At 62.4% G+C, this 18,295-nt stretch carries 18 protein-coding genes and 1 pseudogene; 13 read left to right on the forward strand and 6 right to left on the reverse strand.

Translation table 11 applies throughout. The features are described 5' to 3' along the window. From WA145_RS12255 to WA145_RS12295, 9 genes are all read left to right on the forward strand, one after another. On the forward strand, positions 1 to 531 hold a 531-nt coding region (locus tag WA145_RS12255; protein ID WP_422581838.1), incomplete at its 5' end, for a FixG Ig-like domain-containing protein. Positions 532 to 543: 12 nt separating this feature from the next. Beyond that, on the forward strand, positions 544 to 1,068 hold the full coding sequence (locus WA145_RS12260; protein WP_422581839.1) for a FixH family protein: 525 nt from the start codon (positions 544 to 546) through the stop codon (positions 1,066 to 1,068). Between the two features lie 8 nt (positions 1,069 to 1,076). Beyond that, positions 1,077 to 3,485 carry a heavy metal translocating P-type ATPase gene (locus tag WA145_RS12265; RefSeq protein WP_422581840.1) on the forward strand — a complete coding sequence of 803 codons (2,409 nt, stop codon included), beginning with the start codon at positions 1,077 to 1,079 and terminating at the stop codon, positions 3,483 to 3,485. Between the two features lie 75 nt (positions 3,486 to 3,560). Next, a complete protein-coding gene (gene ccoS, locus WA145_RS12270; RefSeq protein ID WP_422581841.1) occupies positions 3,561 to 3,779 on the forward strand; it encodes a cbb3-type cytochrome oxidase assembly protein CcoS in 219 nt (72 codons plus the stop codon). Next, complete coding sequence (locus WA145_RS12275) at positions 3,772 to 4,455, forward strand: sulfite exporter TauE/SafE family protein (protein ID WP_422581842.1); 684 nt, start codon at positions 3,772 to 3,774, stop codon at positions 4,453 to 4,455. Before ccoS ends, WA145_RS12275 begins: the two co-directional genes overlap by 8 nt. Positions 4,456 to 4,564: 109 nt before the next feature. After that, a complete protein-coding gene (hemN, locus tag WA145_RS12280) occupies positions 4,565 to 5,947 on the forward strand; it encodes an oxygen-independent coproporphyrinogen III oxidase (protein ID WP_422581843.1) in 1,383 nt (460 codons plus the stop codon). A gap of 278 nt (positions 5,948 to 6,225) precedes the next feature. After that, positions 6,226 to 6,960, forward strand: coding sequence for a fumarate/nitrate reduction transcriptional regulator Fnr (gene fnr / locus WA145_RS12285; RefSeq protein WP_422581844.1), 735 nt, complete (start codon positions 6,226 to 6,228; stop codon positions 6,958 to 6,960). Positions 6,961 to 6,988: 28 nt separating this feature from the next. Beyond that, positions 6,989 to 7,537, forward strand: a complete 549-nt coding sequence (locus tag WA145_RS12290; protein WP_422581845.1) for an adenine phosphoribosyltransferase — start codon at positions 6,989 to 6,991, stop codon at positions 7,535 to 7,537. A 236-nt stretch (positions 7,538 to 7,773) separates the two neighbouring features. Beyond that, positions 7,774 to 8,604, forward strand: a complete 831-nt coding sequence (locus WA145_RS12295; RefSeq protein WP_422581846.1) for a metal-dependent hydrolase — start codon at positions 7,774 to 7,776, stop codon at positions 8,602 to 8,604. Between the two features lie 107 nt (positions 8,605 to 8,711). Here the strand turns inward: WA145_RS12295 and rmuC are convergent, their stop codons facing one another. The 4 genes from rmuC to WA145_RS12315 all read right to left on the reverse strand — a co-directional run bounded on the left by rmuC (position 8,712) and on the right by WA145_RS12315 (position 12,424). Then, positions 8,712 to 10,076: a DNA recombination protein RmuC gene (rmuC, locus tag WA145_RS12300; protein WP_422581854.1), complete on the reverse strand. Its 1,365-nt coding sequence runs from the start codon at positions 10,074 to 10,076 to the stop codon at positions 8,712 to 8,714. Positions 10,077 to 10,319: 243 nt separating this feature from the next. Beyond that, entirely contained in the window at positions 10,320 to 10,724 is a 405-nt protein-coding gene (locus WA145_RS12305; RefSeq protein ID WP_422581847.1) for a tetratricopeptide repeat protein, read from the reverse strand. Between the two features lie 381 nt (positions 10,725 to 11,105). Next, the gene (locus tag WA145_RS12310; protein WP_422581848.1) at positions 11,106 to 11,858 is read right to left on the reverse strand and encodes an RES family NAD+ phosphorylase; all 753 of its coding nucleotides are present in this window, start codon (positions 11,856 to 11,858) and stop codon (positions 11,106 to 11,108) included. Between the two features lie 197 nt (positions 11,859 to 12,055). Continuing rightward, positions 12,056 to 12,424: an antitoxin Xre/MbcA/ParS toxin-binding domain-containing protein gene (locus WA145_RS12315; protein ID WP_422581849.1), complete on the reverse strand. Its 369-nt coding sequence runs from the start codon at positions 12,422 to 12,424 to the stop codon at positions 12,056 to 12,058. Between the two features lie 147 nt (positions 12,425 to 12,571). Here WA145_RS12315 and WA145_RS12320 point away from each other — a divergent pair, with 147 nt between their 5' ends. The 3 genes from WA145_RS12320 to WA145_RS12330 are packed head-to-tail and all read left to right on the forward strand — an operon-like array spanning position 12,572 to position 15,723. After that, positions 12,572 to 15,160: an intermembrane phospholipid transport protein YdbH family protein gene (locus tag WA145_RS12320; RefSeq protein WP_422581850.1), complete on the forward strand. Its 2,589-nt coding sequence runs from the start codon at positions 12,572 to 12,574 to the stop codon at positions 15,158 to 15,160. Between the two features lie 15 nt (positions 15,161 to 15,175). Next, positions 15,176 to 15,367, forward strand: a complete 192-nt coding sequence (locus tag WA145_RS12325) for a YnbE family lipoprotein (protein WP_090252927.1) — start codon at positions 15,176 to 15,178, stop codon at positions 15,365 to 15,367. 11 nt (positions 15,368 to 15,378) lie between these two features. Next, the gene (locus tag WA145_RS12330; protein WP_422581851.1) at positions 15,379 to 15,723 is read left to right on the forward strand and encodes a YdbL family protein; all 345 of its coding nucleotides are present in this window, start codon (positions 15,379 to 15,381) and stop codon (positions 15,721 to 15,723) included. A gap of 126 nt (positions 15,724 to 15,849) precedes the next feature. Here WA145_RS12330 and WA145_RS12335 read toward each other — a convergent pair. Continuing rightward, positions 15,850 to 15,960 (reverse strand): annotated as a pseudogene (locus tag WA145_RS12335) (LysR family transcriptional regulator); the annotation flags it as partial. Between the two features lie 110 nt (positions 15,961 to 16,070). On the opposite strand from WA145_RS12335, the gene WA145_RS12340 reads away from it, so the two are divergent. Continuing rightward, entirely contained in the window at positions 16,071 to 17,639 is a 1,569-nt protein-coding gene (locus WA145_RS12340; RefSeq protein WP_422581852.1) for a SulP family inorganic anion transporter, read from the forward strand. 31 nt (positions 17,640 to 17,670) lie between these two features. Here the strand turns inward: WA145_RS12340 and WA145_RS12345 are convergent, their stop codons facing one another. Beyond that, positions 17,671 to 18,243 (reverse strand): hypothetical protein, encoded by a 573-nt coding sequence (locus tag WA145_RS12345; protein ID WP_422581853.1) that lies wholly within the window; start codon positions 18,241 to 18,243, stop codon positions 17,671 to 17,673. Positions 18,244 to 18,295: the final 52 nt, after the last annotated feature.

Below are 18,295 nucleotides of genomic sequence, written 5' to 3' on the forward strand. Positions count from 1 at the left end.
GGCTGCGCCGCCTGCATCGATGCCTGCGACAGCATCATGGACAAGATGAACTACCCGAAAGGGCTGATCAGCTACACCACCGAGCACAACCTGTCCGGGCAAAAAACCCACCTGGCGCGCCCGCGTCTGATCGGTTACGCCGTGGCCCTGCTGGCGATGTTCGGCGTGTTCGCCTGGGCCATCGCCGACCGCTCGCTGGTGGAGCTGGACGTACTGAAAGACCGCGTGCTCTACCGGGAAAATGAAGAAGGGCGGATCGAGAACGTCTACACCCTGAAGATCATGAACAAGGCCCAGCACGAGGTCACCTACCTGATCGAAGCCGATGGCCTCGACGGCCTGGTGTATGAAGGCAAACGCGAGATCAAGGCGCTGGCTGGCGAGGTGCTGTCGCTGCCGGTGGAGCTATCCATCGAGCCAGAAAAACTGCCTTCGAGCACCAATGAAATCACCTTCCGCTTGCACTCGGTGGATGACCCAAACCTCAAAACCGACGCCGCCAGCCGCTTTATCGGCCCCAGCGTGCGCTGACCAGAGAAGACCATGACTGAGCCCATAACTGAAAAGAACGCCGAGATCATCAAGCCCTGGTACAAGCAATTCTGGCCCTGGTTCCTGATTGGCCTGCTGGCTTATTCGGTGGTCCAGGGGCTGACCCTGCTGACCATCGCCACGAAGAACCCGCCGGGCCTGATCTCCGATGACTATTACGATGTCGGCAAAGGCATCAACCAGTCCCTGGAACGGGAAAACCACGCCATTCGCCTGAAGCTGCACGCCAGCCTGCTGCTCAACGATGACAACGGCACCGCGACCCTGCAACTGAGCGGCAACAGCCGGCCACAGCAGCTGGTGCTTAACCTGATCTCGCCGACTCAGCCAGAACGCGACCGCCGGGTGATCCTGCAACCGCAGGCCGATGGCAGTTACAGCGGGCAGATGATCGATGCCGTAGCAGGCCGGCGCTTTGTCGAACTGATCGGCCAGGAAGGCGGCAAGGACTGGCGCCTGTTCGAAGAAGAAAACGTCAAGAGCGGGCAGAACATCCGCCTCGGGGATGCTCAATAAGCGCACCGATGGCCAGCCCGACTCCCTGCTATCACTGTGGTCTGCCGGTTCCCGCCGGCAGCCATTTCCAGGCCCAGGTACTGGGCGCAACCCGCGAGATGTGCTGCCCGGGCTGTCAGGCCGTGGCCGAAGCCATAGTCAGCGGCGGCCTGGAGCACTATTACAAACACCGCAGCGAAAGCGCCGCCAACCCACAGAGCCTGCCCCAGGCCCTGCCCGATGAACTGGCGCTGTATGACCGCAGCGACGTGCAGCAGCCCTTCGTCGAACATGACGGCGAACTCAGCGAAACCTGCCTGCTGATCGAAGGCATTAGCTGCGCGGCCTGTGGCTGGCTGATTGAAAAGCATCTGCGCGGCCTGCCCGGCGTTGCCGAGGCGCAGCTTAACCTGTCCAACCACCGCCTGCAGGTACGCTGGGCCGACAGCCAGCTGCCGCTCAGCAGCCTGCTCAAGGCACTGCGCCAGATCGGCTACGCCGCCCACCCCTGGCAGGCCGATGCCGCCGCCGATCAGCTGCAGCGCGAGAACCGCCGCGCCATGCGCGAGCTGGGCGTGGCCGGCCTGCTGTGGATGCAGGTGATGATGGCGAGCATGGCCACCTGGCCGGAATTCAATATCGACCTCAGCCCTGAGCTGGACAAGATCCTGCGCTGGGTCAGCCTGTTTCTTACCACGCCGATTGTCTTCTACTGCTGCAGCCAGTTCTTCCGTGGCGCACTGCGCGACCTGCGCACCCGCCACCTGACCATGGATGTATCGGTGTCCCTGGCGATTGGCGGTGCCTACGTGGCCGGTATCTGGTCAACCGTCACCGGCCAGGGCGAGCTGTATTTCGATGCCGTGGGCATGTTTGCCCTGTTTCTCCTGGCCGGCCGCTACCTGGAACGCCGCGCCCGCGAGCGTACGGCGGCGGCCACCGCGCAGCTGGTCAATCTGCTGCCGGCCTCCTGCCTGCGCCTGGCTGCCGACGGCCAGAGCCAGCGCATTCTGCTGAGCGAGCTGCGTGTCGACGATCAGGTGCTGGTGCCGCCCGGCGCCCTGCTGCCGGCTGACGGGCGGATTGTTCAGGGCCAGTCGAGCGTGGATGAGTCGCTACTGACCGGCGAATACCTGCCACAGCCACGCAAAGTCGGCGATGCCGTCACCGCCGGCACCCTGAATGTCGAAGGCCCGCTGACTGTGCAGGTGCAGGCCTTGGGCGACGCCACGCGGCTGTCGGCCATCGTCCGCCTGCTGGAGCGCGCACAGTGCGACAAACCGCGCCTGGCGGTACTGGCCGATCGGGTCGCGCAGTGGTTCCTGCTGATCGTGCTGATCGTGGCGGCCATCGTCGGCCTGACCTGGTGGCAACTCGACCCTTCACGTGCGTTCTGGATTGTCCTGGCCCTGCTGGTGGCCACCTGCCCCTGCGCACTGGCCCTGGCCACGCCCACGGCGCTGACTGCCGCCACCGGCTCCTTGCACAAACTGGGCATGCTGCTAACCCGTGGTCATGTACTGGAAGGCCTGAACCAGATCGATACCCTGGTGCTGGACAAGACCGGCACCCTCACCGAAGGCCGCCTGACCCTTAGCGCCATTCACCCGCTGCGTGAGCTGGACCAAGGCACCTGCCTGGCCCTGGCCGCCGCCCTGGAAAACCGCTCCGAACACCCGATAGCCCGCGCCTTCGGCCAGGCACCAGAAGCGGCAGAAGCGGTCGATAGCCATCCAGGCCTGGGCCTGCAAGGGCGAGTTGGCGACCGGGTACTGCGCATCGGTGAGGCGGGCTTTGTCTGCGCCCTGAGTGCTCAACCCGTGCCGATGATTGCCAGTGAACACGGCCAGTGGCTGCTGCTGGGCGATAAGCAGGGGCCGCTGGCCTGGTTCGTATTAAATGACCGCCTGCGCGACGACGCGCCGCAACTGATCGACATGGCCAAGGCCAAGGGCTGGCAAATTATGCTGCTGTCCGGCGATAGCTCGCCGATGGTCGGCGAAGTGGCGCGCCAGCTGGGTATCAACGATGCCCGTGGCGGCCTCACCCCAGATGCCAAACTGGAGGTGCTCAAGCAGCTGCACAGTCAGGGCCGCCGGGTGTTGATGCTCGGCGATGGGGTTAATGATGTGCCGGTGCTGGCCGCCGCCGATATCAGCGTGGCCATGGGCAGCGCCACCGACCTGGCGAAAACCAGCGCCGATGCCGTGCTGCTGTCCAACCGCCTGAGCAGCCTGGTGCAGGCGCTACACATGGCGCAACGCACCCGCCGCATCATCATCGAGAACCTTACCTGGGCCAGTCTGTACAATGGCCTGGTGCTGCCCTTCGCCGCCATCGGATGGATCACCCCGATCTGGGCGGCACTGGGTATGTCGCTCAGCTCATTGCTGGTGGTGGTTAACGCCTTGCGCCTGACGCGCCAACCCAAGCCGTAGGTTGGGTTGAGCACAGCGCTACCCAACGTAGATCGCCATGGGCTCAGTCCCACCCTATCGCCGTCCGGAGACCTTATGCCCGCCATCTATATCCTGATCCCGGTCGCCATCGCCCTGGTGGGCTTTGCTATCTGGCTGTTCTTCTGGGCGGTAGACAGCGGTCAGTACGACGACCTCGACGGCCCGGCGCACAGCATCCTGTTCGACGACGAAGACCCCAAGCACCAGGCTGCGGTCAGCCAGGTGCAACAACAGGATCGGTCCACCGAATCAGGGGACAAGCCCGGTGCTTGAGCTGCTGCCGCTGCTGGTTTCGGCACTGATTCTCGGCCTGCTCGGCGGCGGCCATTGCCTGGGCATGTGCGGCGGTCTGATGGGCGCCCTGACCCTGGCCATTCCGCCCGAGCAGCGCGCCCAGCGTTTTCGGCTGCTGCTGGCCTATAACCTGGGGCGCATCTTCAGCTACAGCCTGGCCGGCCTGCTGCTTGGCCTGGCGGGCTGGGCGCTGGCCACTAGCCCGCTGGTGATGGGCCTGCGCATTGTCGCGGCGCTGCTGCTGATCGCCATGGGCCTGTACCTGGCCGGCTGGTGGAGCGGCCTGACCCGTATCGAAGCGCTGGGTCGCGGCCTGTGGCGGTTTATCCAGCCGCTAACACGGCGCTTTATGCCGGTCACCAGCCTGCCGCGCGCCCTGGTGCTCGGTAGCCTGTGGGGCTGGCTACCCTGCGGTCTGGTCTACAGCACATTGCTGTGGGCCGCCAGCCAGGGCAACGCGCTCAATAGCGCCGCGCTGATGCTGGCCTTCGGCCTCGGCACCCTGCCAGTACTACTGGCCACCGGCATGGCTGCCGAACGCCTGACCGGCCTGTTGCGCAAGCAAGGCGTGCGCATGGCCGGCGGTATTCTGGTGATTCTGTTTGGCCTGTGGACCCTGCCCGGCCCGCACCAGCACTGGCTGATGGGGCACTGACGGCTCCTACCCACGCGACAGGCCGAGCCCGCGTTGATACAGGTCAAAACACCCCAGGCGCAGCACTCTTAGACTCCCCGGTATTGAAAGCCACACCGGGAATACCCGCATGCTCAACGCCATCCAATGGGACAGCTCTCTTATCCGCCGCTACGACCAGGCCGGCCCGCGCTACACCTCCTACCCGACCGCCGTGCAGTTTCATGAGCGGGTCAGCCAGTTCGACCTGCTGCATGCCCTGCGCGACAGCCGCAAAGCCCTGCGCCCGCTGTCGCTGTATGTGCATATCCCGTTCTGCGCACATATCTGTTACTACTGCGCCTGCAACAAGGTGATCACCAAGGATCGCGGCCGCGCCCAGCCCTACCTGGACAAACTCGAGCGTGAAATCGAGATCATCGGCCGCCATCTGGACAAGCGACAGAAGGTCGAGCAGTTGCACCTGGGCGGCGGCACCCCGACTTTTCTCAGCCACGATGAGCTGCGCCACCTGATGGGTCAGCTGCGCCAGCACTTCAACCTGCTGGACGACGACTCCGGCGACTACAGCATCGAGATCGACCCGCGCGAGGCCGACTGGTCGACCATGGGCCTGCTCCGCGAGCTGGGTTTCAACCGCGTCAGCCTGGGCGTGCAGGACCTCGACCCGGCCGTGCAACGGGCGGTCAATCGCCTGCAAACGCTGGAAGAAACCCGCGCCATCGTCGAGGCCGCACGCACCCTGCAGTTCCGCTCGGTGAACATCGACCTGATCTACGGCCTGCCGCTGCAAACCCCGGAGCGTTTCGCCCGCACCGTGGCCGAAGTGATTGCCCTGCAACCCGATCGGCTGTCGCTGTTCAACTACGCCCACCTGCCGGAGCGCTTTATGCCGCAGCGGCGGATCAACAGCAGCGACCTGCCCAGCCCTGGCGACAAGCTGGCCATGCTGCAAGGCAGCATCGAGCAGCTGAGCGCGGCGGGCTACCGCTATATCGGCATGGATCACTTCGCCCTGCCCGACGACGAGCTGGCCAGCGCCCAGGAGGATGGCAGCCTGCAACGCAACTTCCAGGGCTACACCAGCCACGGCTATTGCGACCTGATCGGCCTTGGGGTGTCATCGATCAGCCAGATTGGCGACCTTTACTGCCAGAACAACAGCGACCTGAGCCAATACCAGGACAGCCTCGGCCACAGCGAACTGGCCACCTCGCGCGGCCTGCACTGCGACGCCGACGACCGCTTGCGCCGCGCGGTGATCCAGCAGTTGATCTGTCACTTCCAGCTGCGCTTTGCCGATATCGAACACGCCTATGCCATCGATTTTCGCAGTTACTTTGCCGAGGCCTGGCCGCACCTGCAGCAGATGGCCACTGACGGGCTGATCGAATTGACGAGCCTGGGCATCGAGGTGCGCCCTGCGGGTCGCCTGCTGGTGCGCTCGCTGTGCATGCTGTTTGATCGTTACCTCAGCAAGCTCAATCAGCAGCGCTTTTCCCGGGTGATCTAGCAGCCTTACGTTAAGCTCAAGCTGAGCCGCCGGCTTATGCGGATCGCTTGTCGCCAATGACCTTGATCTGCGTCGCATTGGCACGGCCCGGAACGCCCTGAATGGCAGTGCTCGGCTGCAGGCATTTACGAATGCTTCATAGCGATCATGGAAGATCACCAGGCTTATCGAGCGCGCCGGAAAAGCTGAACGATCAATCAGATTTGTATCTTAGTGGCCCCATCCTGCGCCCTGTTGTAACCTTACATCTATTGTGTGTTTAGCCAGGATCGCCCGCGATGTCCGATAGCATCAAGTTGCACGCGCCACACCAAGCCCATTGCAAGGATTGCAGCCTGGCGAGCTTGTGCCTGCCACTATCGCTGAACCTAGAGGATATGGACGCGCTCGACGAGATCGTCAAACGCGGCCGCCCGCTGAAGAAAGGCGAGTTCCTGTTCCGCCAGGGCGATGCCTTCAATTCGGTGTTCGCCGTGCGCTCCGGCGCGCTGAAGACCTTCAGCCTGAGCGATAGCGGCGACGAGCAGATCACCGGTTTCCACCTGCCCAGCGAACTGGTGGGCCTGTCCGGCATGGACAGCGAAATCTATCCGGTATCGGCCATGGCCCTGGAAACCACCGCAGTGTGCGAGATCCCCTTCGAGCGCCTGGACGAGCTGTCCGTGCAACTGCCGCAACTGCGCCGCCAGCTGATGCGCATCATGAGCCGGGAGATCCGCGACGATCAGCAGATGATGCTGCTGCTCTCGAAGAAGACCGCGGACGAGCGCATCGCCACCTTCCTGGTCAACCTCTCGGCGCGCTTCCGCGCCCGCGGCTTCTCGGCCAATCAGTTCCGTCTGGCCATGTCGCGCAACGAAATCGGCAACTATCTGGGTCTGGCGGTGGAAACCGTATCGCGGGTATTTACCCGCTTCCAACAGAACCAGTTGCTCGAAGCCGAAGGCAAGGAAGTGCATATCCTCGACCCCATCGAGCTGTGCGCATTGGCCGGTGGCAATCTCGACGGCTAAGCCAGCCGACCCGCGCAGGAGACAGGCGATGATCTTCGACGAATTCAGCATCAAAACCCTGATCCGCCCGGTGCTGGGCTTCCCCAAGCCGGGGGTGATCTTTCGCGATATCACCCCGCTGCTGCAGTCGCCACGCGCCCTGCGCATGGTCGCCGACAGTTTTATCCAGCGTTACGTCGAGGCGGATTTCAGCCATATCGGCGCCATGGACGCGCGCGGCTTTCTGCTCGGTTCGATCATCGCCTATGAGCTGAACAAGCCGCTGATTCTCTTTCGCAAGCAAGGCAAGCTGCCCGCCGAGGTACTCAGCGAGCGCTACCAAACCGAGTACGGCGAAGCCAAACTGGAAGTGCACGCCGACAGCTTGTGCGAAGGCGACAAGGTGCTGATTGTCGATGACCTGATCGCCACCGGCGGCACCCTGTTGGCCGCCGCACAACTGGTGCGGCGCATGGGCGCGAGCATCATCGAAGCCGCCGCGATTATCGACCTGCCCGAGCTGGGCGGCTCACAGAAGCTGCAGGACAGCGGCATCCCAACCTTCGCCCTGACCCGCTTCACCCTCACCGAGCAATAACCTCGTCCCCTGCACGCCGCCCGCTGCCTGCGGGCGGTTGCATTTGTGCCTAAGGCAAACGCTCCGACAACTATCCATAAGTTGGCGTAAAACCGGCCGCCCTGGCCAGCAATGACCTCGCCTGCAAAGCGCCCTCGGCTAAAGATAAACCACGGCCCAAGACAGCCCCGCCTGCCGACCTGAGCCCCATAACAAGAGCGGTCGCGACGCGACCAATATGCCGAGGAGTTGCCCCTATGACAGCCAAGACCAGTACCCCAACCGCCAGCTTTCCGGTGCGCCGCATGGACTTCAGCTTCACCGAAGGCCAGAAGTTCTGGTTTGCCGGCGACCCCTTTATGAGCCACTTTATGAACAACCTGTCGTCGTTGTTCCCCTACGGCGAGAAGTTCTTTGTCGACAGCGTGCGCGCCGTGCGCGAGCAAGTCAGCGAGCCGCAGCTGAAGAAGGACATCAGCGCCTTTATTGGCCAGGAAGCCATGCATTCCAAGGAGCACGCGGCGTACAACGACTATGCCGCCGAGCACAATATCGATCTGGAAGTCCTCGAGCTGCGGATCAAGGTGCTGCTGGAATGGGTGACCAAGATCACCACCAAGAAACAACGCCTGGCCGCCACCTGCGCCCTGGAACACTTCACCGCGACCATGGCCGAGCAGCTGCTGCAACGCGAAGACCTGACCACCCAGATGAACGACCCCAAGCTGTATCAGCTGTGGATGTGGCACGCGATTGAAGAAAACGAGCACAAGGCGGTGTGCTACGACGTCTACCAGCAGGTCTACGGCGGTTACTTCACCCGCGTTGGCATGATGGCGATTTCCACGGTGATCTTCTTCGGCGTGATCGGCTGGTTTCAGCTGCACCTGCTGCGCAAGGACGGCCAACTGTTTAACTGGCGCAGCTGGGGCAAAGGCTTGAAAACCCTGTTCGGCCCACGCAACGGCTTTCTGACCAAACTGATTCTGCCGTACCTGGACTACTACCGCCCCGGCTTCCACCCCTTCGACCACGACAGCAAGGCGCTGGAGCAGCGCTGGCGCCAGCGTCTGGGCTTCAATAACTGATTTAACGCCCAGCCATACAACAGCGGGCCGCTCTTATCTCGGCCCTTATCATGCTGGCACAGAGCATCTGTGCCAGCACTGCACACAGAGCGGCGAAGCAAAGCGCCCTACTCGACCGCTTGATCATCCAGCAGCATCACCCCGGCCGCCTGTTCGAGCAACTCGGCAGGCAGGCTCTTGCTGGCGCGGGCGCCGAGCAGTTTGAGGTTTTCCACCCGGCTGATGATATTGCCGCGCCCCTCGCAGAGTTTGTTGCGCGCCCCGGCGTAGGCTTTATCCAGTTGCTGCAGACGCGCGCCCATTTCATCCAGGTCCTGAATAAAGGCAACGAACTTGTCGTATAGCGCACCAGCGCGCTCGGCAATCTCACGAGCGTTCTGGCTCTGCCGCTCCTGGCGCCACAGGCTGTCGATGACCCTTAAGGTGGCCAGCAGCGTGGTCGGGCTGACGATCACGATATGTTGATCAAAGGCCTCCTGAAACAAGCCGGGATCGGCCTGCAACGCCGCAGCAAAGGCCGCCTCGATCGGCACGAAGAGCAAGACGAAATCCAGGCTGTGCAGGCCTTCCAGACGCTGGTAGTCCTTGAGCGACAACCCCTTTAAATGGCTACGCAGTGACAGCACATGCTGCTTGAGCGCCTGCTGCCGGCTGGCGTCGTCTTCGGCAGCAATATATTGCTGGTAAGCGCTGAGGCTGACCTTGGCGTCCACCACCACCTGCTTGTCACCGGGCAGCTGGATCAGCACATCGGGCTGGAAGCGCTCGCCATCGGCGCTCTTCAGGCTGACCTGGGTCTGGTATTCGCGGCCCTTCTCCAGGCCGGCATGCTCCAGCACCCGCTCCAGCACCAACTCACCCCAGTTACCCTGGGTTTTCTGGCCCTTGAGGGCGCGGGTCAGGTTGGTTGCCTCATCGCCGAGGCGCTGGTTGAGCTGCTGCAAACGCTCCAGCTCCTTGCCCAGGGAAAAGCGTTCGCGGGCTTCCTGTTGGTAGCTTTCTTCCACGCGTTTTTCGAAGAATTGGATGCGTTCCTTGAGCGGGTCGAGCAACTGGCCGAGCTGCTGCTGGCTGGTTTCGGCAAAACGCTGCTCGCGCTCATCGAAGATTTTCCCGGCCAGCTCGGCAAACTGCGCACGCAGTTCATCGCGCGAACCTTGCAGGTCGCTCAGGCGTTGCTGATGGCTGTCCTGCTGTTCTTTAAGTTCGGCGCTGAGGGCTGCACGTTGGGCATCCAGGCGACGGATTTCGCCTTCCTGCTGCTCACGCTGGTTGTGCCAGGCCTGGGCGGCCTCGCGGGCGATCTGCCGCTCGTGCTGCAGCAACTCGGTTTCGCGGCGCAGCGCCGCCAGCTCGGCCTGCTGATCGGCCTTGATCTCGCTGATCTCGGCGATCTCCTCGCGGCAATCATCCAGCTGCGCCGCGAGCCCAGTCTGCGCCAGCTGCGCGTTACTCAAGCGCTCCTGCAGCAGGCCGAACTCCAGCTGCTGACTGGCCAGGCGGCGCTGCAGCGACCAGGCCATATAAAGAAGAGGAAGTGCCGCAGCGGCGAAACCGAGCAGCGCAGGTGCTAACGCGGTGGATAGATCGAGGGGCATAAGCAGCTCCGCAGAAAAGTACTGGCAGTATAACCAGTATTCTTACAGAGCAGCCTCTTACCTCGGAACCTGTTTTTAATCCAGCAGGACCGACGCACAGCAGCCTTTGAGCTGGCTCTAGAGCTGTTTAAGCAGTTGCCGCGCTTCTAGCGACCCCTGGCCTGCAGCCAGTTCGAGCCAATGGCGGGCCTGCTGCGGTTCATGGTTGCGCGGTTGGCTATACAGCTGACCGAGCTCCAGCTGGGCACCCATATCACCGGCGCGAGCGGCCTGGCGCAGCAGCTCAAAACCCATGCGCCGATCACGCGGGTTGCCGCAATCACGGCAAAGCATCTGCCCCAGTCGGCTCTGCGCCTGCACCACACCCTGCAAGGCAGGCTGCTTGAGCAGATGACCGGCCAAGCGTTTGACACTCGGGGCATGAGCGAGGCGAGGACTGTCCAGTAGCCACAACGCCACACGGGTGGGCAGGCGCGGAGCAATGGCGGGGGTAACAACGAGTCGAGTGATTGCGCGAGGCATAAAAAGCAGTGGTAGCCGGGAAGGCGCGCAACTCTACTCCTTTTTTCGCCAAGGTAAAGCCTTGCAAAACAGCCCCAACCAGCGGTCTAGAGCAAGCGCTCGGGTTAATCCACAGAAGCTGTGGATAACTTCGTGGATAACATGGGAACAAGCGCTCTCAGCGCCTATGGCGTGGGGCCCAAGGTCAAACTGGTGGTTTTTTCACCAGCACAAAAAATCCATATATTTCATTGACTTATAAAATCAATAAAAAGAATCAAGGGTTTACGTCAAGCACTGCATCCTGCTTGACAAGGTGCATCGCAATTGTGCACAAGTCGCTGCGTCACGCCGTCGCACTGCCCTTTTTCAGCGCAAAAAACCCTGAAAAAGCCGCTATGCCTAAGCCGGGCGCGGCAGGCGGCCATCCACCTGATAGGCATCCAGGCGAAAGACTCTGGGGGTATCCGGCACCTGGGCATTTTTGAAGGCGACATAGCCGTCGGTGGTTTCGCACAGCCAGCTCAGCAGGTTGCGCGGGCGCTTCTCCGCCAATGCAGCGGGCACGAACAGCGCAACATTGTTGCCCTTGAGTGGGCAGCGCGCCGAACGGTACTCGAACGCCTCCACCCCTGCCCCGCGCATGGCCGCGCCTACCGCCTGACAAGGCTGATAAGCGCTGGCATGACAAAGCTCAGCCTGAAAATCCGCAAACGGCGGATGCTGCAACTGAATGCCGCGTTCGACCTGATAGCGCGCCTCGAAGGTGCAATGCTCGGATAGAATGCGCCCGCTCGGCGGCGCGATGCTCATGCCATCCCAGAGCAGAAAACGGTAATACGCCGCCTCGGCCATGGCAGTGTCGATACGCAACGCGCCATAGAACAGGCTCGGCTCATGCACCGATCCAAAGCGCGAGCCCCAGCGCAGCGGTGGATAACGGAACGGGGTTTTCAGCAGGTAATGCAGCGGCTCGGCACTCTGCGGCAGCGGCGGTTTACTGGTTTCCAGCAACTCCTCAAGCAGCGCCTGCTCGGCGAGGGTGTCGACCAGCTGCAAGGTGGCGACCTGGGCCTGGCTCTCGACCAGGCGCACCAGGCGCCCACGCAGCGGTTTGATCTGCGCCGGGCCTTGGCAGTGTTGCCAGATATCCATGGTGGCGTTGTCCTTAACTCTTATTATTGTCGGGTGCAGCCTTGTAGCTTGATATTGAGAAGCTGCTTTAGGACCTCACGAGCTAGAGTCGTGCAAGGCGAAAGCAGGCGAGGAAGCGGAGTGTACTTTTGTACATGAGCATTCCGAGCCTGCTTTCAACGCAGCAGGGCCGACGCGCAGCAGGTCATCAACAGTTTCTAGCCTTTGCCACGAATCGCATCTAAATACTCAACAACCCTTACCAACCCCTGCACTTGCAGCATCAAGGCCAGAGGCGGCGCATCCAGATGGCGGTTATCGGTGCGCAGAAAATGCTGCATATCCGCCAGATTGCCGCCAAACAGGGCAAACAGTGAGCGGTATACGCGAATCAGCAGCAGGGCCAGTTCACCGGTCTTGCTGTGCACCCGCAGGCCACCTTCGGCCCAGCGCGAGATAGCCGTGCGGTGTACGCCAATGATGTCTGCCAGCTCCTGCTGGGTCAGGCCCAGTTGTTCACGGGTATTGAGCAGCGCCTTGGCCAGCACCGCATCGGCGTCGGCAACCGGTCGAATCAATGCGCTCATCACGGCCTCCTACTTCTCAATGTCTGTTTACAGCAAATCTATCACTAAATGCTGCAATTACACAGCACAGAATAAGCTGTGATTGGCAGCCTGCCAGACATGGGTTACCGTCCTGCCACGCAACTCCCCCACTATGGATCAGTGCTTATGCCCAGCCGGCGCACCTGGCTGCGACTTATCAGTTGCCTGGTTTTACTGCTCGCCCTACTTGGCGCATACGGCTACCTGAGCCTGAGCCGCCTGCTCGAACGCGAGCAGATCGACAACCTCGAGTGGCAGGGCCTGGGAATATCCACCCAGGGCATCCAGCTTGAGCAACTCAGCCTGCAGCACCCCAGCGGCGCAGTGCAGCTGCACCAGCTGCAATTGCGCTGGAGCGGATTCAGCCTGGCGCTGCCCTTCTGGCAGCAGGTGCAGATCAGCGGCCTGCAACTGAACCTACCCTCGCAACCCGCGCCAGCAAGCGACGACAACGCAGATTTTGCGCTGCCGCTGGAACAGCTCGCTGCCGTTATCAGCCTATTGCCGCAACGCGTGCAGATCGATGCGCTGCAGATCGAGCTGCCCTGCGCCGATACGCGCTGCCAGCTGCTGGGCGATCTGCTGCTGCTTAAAGACGCCGCGCAGCTTGATGCGCTGCTCAATCTGCAGCACCAGCAGGACCAACTGCGCTGGCACGCGCAATTGCAGGGCGACCCGGCAGCAGCAGCGCTGCAACTGAGCCTGGCGATCAATCAGCAAGCGCAACTGCAGCTCAGCAGCAGCCTGCAAAAAAATGCCGCCGGGCAACGCTGGCAAGGTGATTTCACCGGCGATCTGCAACACAGCAAGGCGCTGCACAGCTGGTTAAGCCAATGGTTGCCCAACGCCGCAGGCACGCTGCCAGAGACCCCGGCGGCGGCGCAGCTACAAGCGAGCTGGCAACTGCAACTTGCCCCTGGCCCCCTTAACGTAGCGCAACTGCAGCAGGCCAGCGGCCAGCTGCAGGCCAGCGCCAACCTGCCGCAGCCCTGGCCCATACCTGCTATCGGTCAGTTACAGGGCAGCTTCGATCTATCCGCCCAGGCGCTGGATGGGCAGTGGCTGGCAGAAAGCCTCAGCGCCGACCTTAGCCTCAAACAGATGGCCAATGACCTTATCAGCGGCGTACCGGCAGAGCTGCATCCCGAGGCGTTGCAGCTGACTATCCAGGCCACGCAAACGCCTGCGGCTATTGCCGAACAGTTGCGCGGCCGCGCCCTGCCGTTAACGCTGCAACTCACCGGCAAGGGCCGCAGCCCGTTCGAGTTAAAGGGCACGCTGATCCTGGCCAATGGCCTGCCCTGGGGGCTGCAACTGCTGGACGCCAGCCTTAACGCGTCCAGCCCGGCATTGCAGCTGGACGGCTGGATGATCGGCGCACTGCAAGCGCAGTTGCAGCTCGACGCCTATCTGGACCCACAGCAGCTGGATCTCGTCCTAAGCAAAGGCTCACAACTTAGCCTTGAACATCTGCGCAGCGGCGAACTCGGCGCGCAGCAACTCAAGGCCAGCAGCAGCGGGCTAATACTGCAGGCCCAACTGGCGGCAGGTGCGCTGCGAGACTGGCAGCTGCACGGCCCCCTCGAGCTCAGTGGGCAACTGCAGCATAAGCAATTGCAACCGCAGCGCTGGTACTGGCAAGGCCCGGTGAAGGCCAACCCGCAGCAGGCGGAGCTGACCGGCACGCTGCGCAACGATGCCGGGCTGCAACTCAAGCTGCAGGCGCAACACAGCAGCGCCAAGGGCCTGAGCCTGCAAGCGCAACTGGCGGAACTGTTTCTGCGCAGCGGCAACCCCTTAAAAGACAGCTTCACGGCCTGGCCTGCCCTGCTGGAGCTGAATAACGGTCGCCTGAATGGCAATGCCAGCCTGAGCCTGGCCAGCGACCAACAACTGCCCACGGTCAAACTCGAACTCACCGGCAAGGGCCTCGGCGGGATTTATGACCGCACCGCGCTGGAGGGCCTGGACAGCCGCCTGAGTGTGCGCGTCGACCCCAAGCAACTGCAGCTTGAGGTACACGAACTGCGCCTGGCCCAGGCCAACCCCGGCATGCCAGTGGGGCCGGTACAGCTCAAAGGCCGCTACAGCGCCGCACTACAAACACCCACCCAGGGCAAGTTACAGCTGCAGCACGCCGAAGCGGCGCTAATGGGCGGCACGCTGCAGCTGGCACCCGGGCAATGGAACCTGACCACCGAACCGCTATTGTTTCCCGTGCAGGTGCAGGGTTTGGAACTTGAGCAGCTGTTTATCCTCTACCCCACAGAGGGTTTAGCCGGTACAGGCACCCTGGATGGCGACTTACCGCTGCAAATCAGCCGCCAGGGCGTGACCATCGAACAAGGCCAGCTCAACGCACGCAAACCGGGCGGTCAGCTGCAGTTCCACTCCGAACGCATCCGCGCCCTGGGCCGCAGCAACCCGGCGATGCAACTGGTCACCCAATCGCTGGAGGATTTTCGCTTTAGCACCCTCAGCAGCCAGGTCAACTACAACCAGCAAGGCAAACTGGCCCTGGCCATACGCCTGGAGGGGCAGAACCCGACCATCGAGCAGGGCCGGCCGATCCACTTCACTATCAACCTGGAAGAAGACATCCCGACCCTGCTGGCCAGCCTGCAACTGACGGACAAGGTCAGCGACATCATCAAGCAGCGCGTGCAACAGCGTATGCTGGAACGCAATGCCAAAACGGCCCCGACAGAGCCATGACCAAGGAGAAGCGCCATGCGCTTGCGTAGTTGTTTCGCCGTCCTGCTGCTGGGCCTGCTCAGCACGGCCTGCACCCCGACCGTGCAGTTGGCGATGCCCAATGAGCCGATCAACATCAACCTCAATGTGAAGATCGAACACGAAATCTATATCAAGGTGGATAAAGCCCTGGACAGCATGTTCAGCGAATCCAGCGGATTGTTCTAAGGAGCCCGAACATGAATCTCTACAAACGCCTCGCCAGCCTGTTACTGCTGCTCAGCCTGAGCCTGCCGGCCGTAGCGCTGAACCTTAACGAAGCCATGTCCGCCCTGGGTGACGCCAAAGCCAGCGGCCAACTGGGGGAAATGCCCAACGGCTATCTGGGCGTGGTGAGTAATGGCGGCCAGGCCGCTGAAATCGCCCAGTTGATCAACCAGGCGCGCCGCGCCGAATACCAGAAACTGGCGGCGCAGAACGGCATCCAGCTCAGCGATGTGGAAGCGATTGCCGGGCAGAAAGCCCTCGATAAAACCCCGGCTGGGCAATACATTCAGTTTGAGGGTAAGTGGCAGCGCAAATAACTACCCGCAAGAGCCAACAAGCAGCGCATTGCGTTCCTTGTTGGTTTGAGGCCAGAACTCAAACATCGGAACATGACAAAACACTGGCTGAATGTTCATCACCGATTGGACCATCCCACTCGATCATCAATGGCTAGGCCCCTTGGCCAGTTCGGCCTGTAGCCAATCGACAAACACCTGCGTCAGGCGCTGACGGCGTTTGCGCTCAGGCAGCGCCAGATAGTAGCCCGGCTCCGAATGCGCGACGTCATCACCCCAAACTTTGAACCGGCCGGCTTGATTCCCTACAGTAGACGGGCCGCTGCCCCGCAGCGGCTTTGTCCATCGTCTGCACAAGAAGCCCACGCATGCCACTGCTCCGCCTTCAGTCCCTGCTGCCCTTTCTGCGCTGGCTGCCGCATTGCAGCAAGCGCAGCCTCGCTAAAGACCTGCTGGTGGGGCTCAACGGCGCCATCCTCGCGCTGCCGCAATCCATCGCCTACGCCCTGATCGCCGGGCTGCCGCCGCAATACGGCCTGTACGCGGCCATCGTGCCGGTGCTGATCGCCTGCCTGTGGGGCTCCTCCAGCTACCTGATCTGCGGGCCGACCGCGGCGATTTCCATCGTGCTGTTCAGCAGTGTCAGCCCGATGGCGACGCCGGGCAGCGACAACTTTATTGCCCTGATACTGCTGCTGACCCTGCTGGCCGGTGTGTGCCAATGGCTGCTCGGCCTGCTGCGCTTCGGCGCGCTGGTGAATTTCGTGTCGCACTCGGTGGTGCTCGGTTTCACCCTGGGCGCGGCGTTGGTGATCGGCATCGGCCAGTTGCCCAACCTGCTTGGCCTCACCGTCACCAGCCAGGCCACGGCGCTGATGAGCCTGCTTAGCCTTGGCGAGCACCTGGCCGAGAGCGACTGGCGCACCCTGGCCGTAGCGCTATTCACCCTGGCCAGCAGCCTGCTGAGCAAACGCTTATTGCCGCGCGCGCCAGCGCTGCTTATCGGCATTGTCGCCGCCAGCCTGCTGGTCATGGCCTGGCCTGAGCAGCTTGGCGCAATTGCGCTGGTCAGCCGTTTCCAAGGCAGCCTGCCGCCCTTCGCCCTGCTGGAGTTCAACCTGCCCCATATCCTGCAACTGCTGCCCGCCGCCGGGGCTTGCGGCTTGCTCGGCCTGGTCACCAGCCTGTCGATTGCCCGTGCCCTGGCGGATAAATCCCAGCAGCTGTTCGATGCCAATCAGGAAGTCCGCGCCCAAGGCCTGTCTAACATCGTCGGCCCCTGGTTCAGTGGCTCGCTGTCGGCCGGCTCCTTCACCCGCTCAGCGCTTAACCAGCAAGCCGGCGCCTGCTCGCCGATGGCTGGGGTGTTTGCCGCGCTGCTGGTGGCGTTGTTTGCGCTGTATGGCAGCCGCCTGTTCGCCTATGTGCCAATCCCGGCCATGGCGGCGAGCATTCTGTTGATCTGCTGGGGGCTGCTCGACCTCAACGCCGTCAAGGCCTTGAGGCGCGTGAGCCGCAGCGAGTTTCTGGTGATGCTGCTGACCGTGCTGGCAACCCTGGTGCTGGAGCTGCAAAGCGCCATCTACGCCGGCGTGCTGGCCTCGCTGATCGTCTACCTCAAGCGCACCTCGCAGCCGCGCGTGCGCCAGTGGCAGGACGGCGAGCAAGAATGGCTGCGCATCGAGGGGTCGATCTTCTTCGGTGCCTGCCACTACCTGCAGCAGATGCTGCAGCGCAGCGCCGCGCGCTGGGTGATGATCGATGCGCAACATATCAACTTTATCGACTACGCCGGCATCGCCATGCTGCACCAAGAAGCCCGCCGCCTGCACGGCCAGCAGCGCCACCTGGTGCTGCACCATGCACGGCCACAGGTAATCGACGAGATTCAAAAACTGGAGGGCGCGGAACGCTGCCCGGTGCAATTTGCCAGTTGATCAGCATTGCCCCGGCCCTCCGGCAAGCGGTTCAGTTCAGGCGATAACGCGCCAACTCACTCGGCGTCAGCACGCGCATGCGCCGTGGCTCGGTGCTGTTGATCGCCTCAAGCAGCTCCGGCGGAATCTGCATGTCCTGGAAATACGCAACCTGAGCGGCCCGGCTCGCCCCAGAGGCGGACGCCGAATGCAGCGAATCACTGCCCGCATAATAGGGCCGGTGAATCCCCACATGGCCGCGCACGGTTTTAGCGTGCCCGGCCGCCAGCAGGTACACGCAACTGCCCTGGCACAGCCCGGTGGACGGCACCAGGGCATCGAAGCCGGTTTCACGCAGCAAGCGCCCCATGCGGATGGCCTCGGCTACGCTGCCGCCGATGCTGTCGAGCATGACAATCTTCTTCGCGTACTTACCGGGGTTGGCCTTGATGCCCTTGAGCAGCGCCTCGTAATCACCCGGCGCAATGTCCTCGGAGACCTTGGCGACGAGAATCCGCCCGAGACTCTTATGCTGCCCGGCCTGCACCTCGACCTTGGCCCACGCGGCGCTGGAACACAGCGCCGCCACGCAGATAATCACAGCCTGAAACACAGTACGACTCATAAACCCGGTAAATCCTTAAGCGATGCGGTCAACGGATGGGCGAAGATACCTG

The sequence above is a fragment of the Pseudomonas sp. genome, from assembly GCF_049301935.1.
In the GTDB taxonomy this organism is placed as follows: Bacteria; Pseudomonadota; Gammaproteobacteria; order Pseudomonadales; family Pseudomonadaceae; genus Aquipseudomonas.